The sequence below is a fragment of the Schlesneria paludicola DSM 18645 genome, from assembly GCF_000255655.1.
Taxonomy (GTDB): domain Bacteria; phylum Planctomycetota; class Planctomycetia; order Planctomycetales; family Planctomycetaceae; genus Schlesneria; species Schlesneria paludicola.
Genome location: NZ_JH636434.1, coordinates 73,295 through 77,865, shown reverse-complemented (window position 1 = coordinate 77,865; position 4,571 = coordinate 73,295). Strand labels below are relative to the sequence as shown.

Genomic DNA, 4,571 nt, shown 5'->3' with positions numbered 1-4,571 from the left:
CGTGTGCGTCGCGGTGATCCAGCGCATGAACCGACTTAGCTCACCATCAGCGTTCGGACGCAGGACAAGATGCCAATGATTGGGCATTAGTTGGAAGCAAAAGAGCGTGACATCATAAGAAGCTAACCCTTCCGCAAGAACTCGCTCAAATGCGGCAAAGTCCTCGGATTTATGGAAAATCTCCTGCCGTCCATTGCCTCGGTTCAAGGCATGGTACAGTCCGCCAGCTTCATCGGCGCGGGGTGGTCGTGGCATGAAAGAGAAGATAACAGCCCGTCAAACAGAATTCAATGAGTCCTGACCCCTTAGGTTCCCCCCCCTTAGTGTTCCCCTGACCACGATTGACGCGGGGGTCTGTAACTTCTTCAAAGTACTGCGTAACTGTTTCAACAAATGCTGAGGACACGAGTCAACTCCGTTGCTAAATGATCAGAGAAATCCAAGCCGCGAATTCGCGGGGCTTCCCTGACCACTTCCTCACGCAATAATCAAACCGTGACTTCGACGCTCGATTGCCCTGACTACGAGAGCCATCCATCCCGAGGCTTCGCGTTGATTCTAAAAGTTTTCATGGTCCGACCATTCAAAGTCATTGTCGATCAATCCCCCTTCCGGTACGTGTTCACGAACTTCTGAAACAAAAGTCGTTAACAAGTCGGCAATCGCAGCGTCAACTGTATCGGCGAATCCCGAAAGATAGTCAGTTTCGCCCGAAGTCCTGTCTCGCCGATGCACATTCATTAGGGCTAGGTAGCTACCCTCTGACTTTTCGACAACTTTGACCTTCATTTTAAGGAATGGAAATAGGTCCGTGTCTACCCAGATGTCAAACAAGGCTACAACTCTAGTAATTCTAACGATACCATCCATAGAATTCTTCGCACTTTCTATTGGCGGCATCCAAACGAAATAATCCTTCCGTCTGGAGCAATGTCAATGTATTTGTCAAGTTTGCGATACCGCTTCACACCAGCCGTCGCCTCTTCAACCGGGCTTGGCTTTATTCGTTTCAAGGGCAAATCAAAGGGGTCAGGACTCAATGTTGGCGTTTTGGTCGTCGATTTCTGGAAAGTGGATAAGTGGATTCTTTGGCGACCTCGATTTCTGAGCGTCGAGGCCAAACCCAGCCGTGCGGCGGCCTGTTCGATCCATTCGAGCGATCCGTGTGGGCTGCCTTTCTGAGCGGATTTGCGGATGGCAGAAAGTTGCTGCTCCGTCAAAGGCTCGTTGACCCGATGGACCCAATTGGGTGACCGAGGGATTGGCCACGGCGACAACAATGCCGGATCGGGGTCAGCCGGTTGCATCCATCGCCAAAGTGAACCCCATCTCCAGTCCTCCGCCTGCTTGACTAGCCCGGCTCGAACAGCATTCCGCTCGACGTAACGGCAAACAGTCAGAAAATGCGCATCATCCTGAATTGGAAAGCTTTTAAATCGTCCCTGGTAGACATGCCCTTCGCCCGAGGTGCGGTAATGAGCCCGGTAACGCATCGTGTGCGTCGCGGTGATCCAGCGCATGAACCGACTTAGCTCACCATCAGCGTTCGGACGCAGGACAAGATGCCAATGATTGGGCATGAGTTGGAAGCAAAAGAGCGTGACATCATAAGAAGCTAACCCTTCCGCAAGAACTCGCTCAAATGCGGCAAAGTCCTCGGATTTATGGAAAATCTCCTGCCGTCCATTGCCTCGGTTCAAGGCATGGTACAGTCCGCCAGCTTCATCGGCGCGGGGTGGTCGTGGCATGAAAGAAAAGATGACAGCCCGTCAAACAGAATTCAATGAGTCCTGACCCCTTTGCTTTCCCCTGTTCCCGAGTCGGTTCCCAGCAGGAAACATCGCCGCACCACGCGATTCATGACATGCACGATCGCGATCTCATCCGGCGCAACGACCTCCGCACGAGACAGGCGAGCCATGACAAGGTCCTTCAATCAGCAGAATCTTTTCATTCACCACACCGAAGAAAAGAGAACATTTCTTGACCCGAAATTCAATCGATCCGATGAAGATGCTGTGTCCCCATGGTTACCCCCAAAAACGACACTGTTTCTGCTTTCGAATCGAGGCTGCTATACGAGTCTTCACTGGGAATTTGAATAAAGTCATTGATGACAAGGCTTCTGACCCAAACGCCCGCAAACACGCACGCCACCATGAGCGTCACTACGCCAATTTTTCGAAGCCACCCTTTGAAGAACTCGCCCATGATTCACCCCGCCGCAACCACTCGTCATTTCGAGCGACATTGCGTGACCGATTTCCCGGCCGTACGATGTCAGAATGTCTCTGATGCGTCAATCACGGCACTTCACGAGACGATTCATGAACCTCAACTTCGAGGCTGAATGATGCGTTTTCATTTTGCGTTCATTGCTGTCACCGTTTTGATGACTTCGCTGCTCGTTGCTGACGACACTCTCGACGAGTCAAAAGCAATTGAGAAGATCGAACTGCTGGGCGGCAAGGTCATGAGAGATGAATCGTTGCCGGGTCGTCCCGTGATTTACGTTAACCTTCAACAGAGCGAGCGATTTGGTGACGGCTACGTTCACGCTCTGAAGCCATTCACGAAAATGACAAGTCTGAATTTGAACAGTACGAAGATCACGGATTCTGGTCTGAAAGGGATTCGCAACTTCACTTCTCTGACGATGCTTACACTCGCTTTCACGAAAATCACAGATGTCGGCTTGGTCGAGTTGAAGGATCTCAAAAACCTAACCCGCCTTGATTTAGGCGGCTGCACCGCAATTACGGATGTTGGTTTGAATGAAATCAAAGAACTCACTTCTCTGGCCTCGCTCCATCTTTCGTACACCCAATTCACCGATGTTGGGCTGAAGGAACTTGCTGACCTGAAATGCCTGTCCAACCTCGAACTGCGGGGAACTCAGATCACAGATGATGGATTGAAGGAACTTGGAACGCTCACAAGCCTGACTCGACTCACTCTCATGCAAACAAAGATTTCGGACCTCGGTTTGCGTGAACTCAAAGGGCTTAGGAACTTGCAGATACTCGATTTAGGCTTGACTGAGATTACCGACGAAGGGTTGAAGGAAATCATTGATCTGAAACAGATTCACTCGCTGTATCTTTTCGGCGACGAAATTACTGATGAAGGAATGCAGTCGATTGGTGAACTCAATAACCTGACAGAACTCGATCTCATTCAAACAGAGATTACGAACGAAGGCTTAAAGGAAATCAGCGGACTCAAGAACCTGAAAAAGCTCCACCTGTTGAATGACGGCAAAATCACCGACGTTGGCCTGAAGGAAATCGGAACAATGACACAACTGACGAACATCAACCTTGGGCGTACAGGGATCACAAACGCAGGATTAAAGGAATTGCGAAACCTTAAAAATCTTCAGTCACTTGATGTTTCTGAGACGGAGGTCACGAGCGAAGGTGTCGTTGCACTTCAGAAAGAACTGCCGAAACTTGACATTAAACTCAAACGATGAGTTGCCGTCATGGAAATTGCCTCTTTCGAATTCTCATAAGAACTAACCGCCCTGGGCAAATCAAAGGGGCAGGACTCAATGTTGGTGTTTTGATCGTCGATTTCTGGAAAGTGGATTCTTTGGCGACCTCGATTTCTGAGCGTCGCGGCCAAACCCAGCCGTGCGGCGGCCTGTTCGATCCATTCGAGCGATCCGTGTGGGCTGCCTTTCTGAGCGGATTTGCGGATGGCAGAAAGTTCCTGCTCCGTCAAAGGCTCGTTGACCCGATGGACCCAATTGGGTGACCGAGGGATTGGCCACGGCGACAACAATTCCGGATCGGGGTCAGCCGGTTGCATCCATCGCCAAAGTGAACCCCATCTCCAGTCCTCCGCCTGCTTGACTAGCCCGGCTCGAACAGCATTCCGCTCGACGTAACGGCAAGCAGTCAGAAAATGCGCATCATCCTGAATTGGAAAGCTTTTAAATCGTCCCTGGTAGACTGAAGTGGACCCCGTTTTTCGGACCACCGGGAGCCATTTCTTAGATGGTCTTCACCGGCGTCAGGGGCGAGGAATTTGGTAGGCTTGCCAGGGAGTGCGATTGGCCAGTCCCTGGTGAGGTCGCTCGTGGCGATAGTACTGGAAGTACGCCTTCAATCCTTCATGACAATCGGCTCCTGTCGTGTATTCCTTGAGGTAGATGTTCTCGTATTTCACCGTTCGCCAAAGTCGTTCGATCATCACGTTGTCAATGGCCCGACCTTTGCCATCCATGCTGATGGCGATCGATTCCTGCTCCAGTCGCTTCGTGAAGATGTGGCTGGTGAACTGGGATCCCTGATCCGTATTGAAGATCTCCGGTCTGCCCTGTTTCAGAGCTTCCTCCAGAGTCTCGACACAGAACTCGACATCCATACTGTTGGAGAGTTGCCAGGCCAGAACGTAACGGCTGTACCAGTCCATGACCGCCGTCAGATACAGATATCCCCGACGCATCGGAACGAACGTGATGTCGCACGCCCACACCCAGGCCAGAACGTAACGGCTGTACCAGTCCATGACCGCCGTCAGATACAGATATCCCCGACGCATCGGAACGAACGTGATGTCGCACG

5 protein-coding genes and 1 pseudogene are annotated in these 4,571 nt (G+C 51.3%); 1 reads left to right on the top strand and 5 read right to left on the bottom strand.

Features of this window, described 5'->3' with window-relative positions; genetic code table 11:
* The 4 genes and pseudogenes from OSO_RS41550 to OSO_RS50525 form a co-directional block, all read right to left on the bottom strand.
* On the bottom strand, positions 1-255 hold a 255-nt coding region (locus OSO_RS41550), incomplete at its 3' end, for a transposase (RefSeq protein WP_010581655.1).
* Positions 256-558: 303 nt separating this feature from the next.
* Positions 559-870: a hypothetical protein gene (locus OSO_RS0100545; RefSeq protein WP_157604918.1), complete on the bottom strand. Its 312-nt coding sequence runs from the start codon at positions 868-870 to the stop codon at positions 559-561.
* Between the two features lie 159 nt (positions 871-1,029).
* A pseudogene (locus tag OSO_RS41545) lies at positions 1,030-1,748 on the bottom strand (transposase).
* Positions 1,749-1,780: 32 nt separating this feature from the next.
* Complete coding sequence (locus OSO_RS50525; protein ID WP_157604916.1) at positions 1,781-1,921, bottom strand: hypothetical protein; 141 nt, start codon at positions 1,919-1,921, stop codon at positions 1,781-1,783.
* Between the two features lie 429 nt (positions 1,922-2,350).
* On the opposite strand from OSO_RS50525, the gene OSO_RS0100520 reads away from it, so the two are divergent.
* Entirely contained in the window at positions 2,351-3,475 is a 1,125-nt protein-coding gene (locus OSO_RS0100520; RefSeq protein ID WP_010581651.1) for a leucine-rich repeat domain-containing protein, read from the top strand.
* Positions 3,476-4,017: 542 nt separating this feature from the next.
* On the opposite strand, the gene OSO_RS0100510 is transcribed toward OSO_RS0100520, so the two are convergent.
* Positions 4,018-4,571: IS3 family transposase (locus OSO_RS0100510; protein WP_010581649.1), on the bottom strand; the 554-nt coding region annotated here is incomplete at its 5' end.

Bases quoted from the DNA above. Each gene is read 5' to 3' on its own strand.
- OSO_RS50525 (WP_157604916.1), bottom strand. From the start codon at position 1,921: ATGGCTCGCCTGTCTCGTGCGGAGGTCGTTGCGCCGGATGAGATCGCG.
- OSO_RS0100520 (WP_010581651.1), top strand. From the start codon at position 2,351: ATGATGCGTTTTCATTTTGCGTTCATTGCTGTCACCGTTTTGATGACT.
- OSO_RS0100545 (WP_157604918.1), bottom strand. From the start codon at position 870: ATGGATGGTATCGTTAGAATTACTAGAGTTGTAGCCTTGTTTGACATC.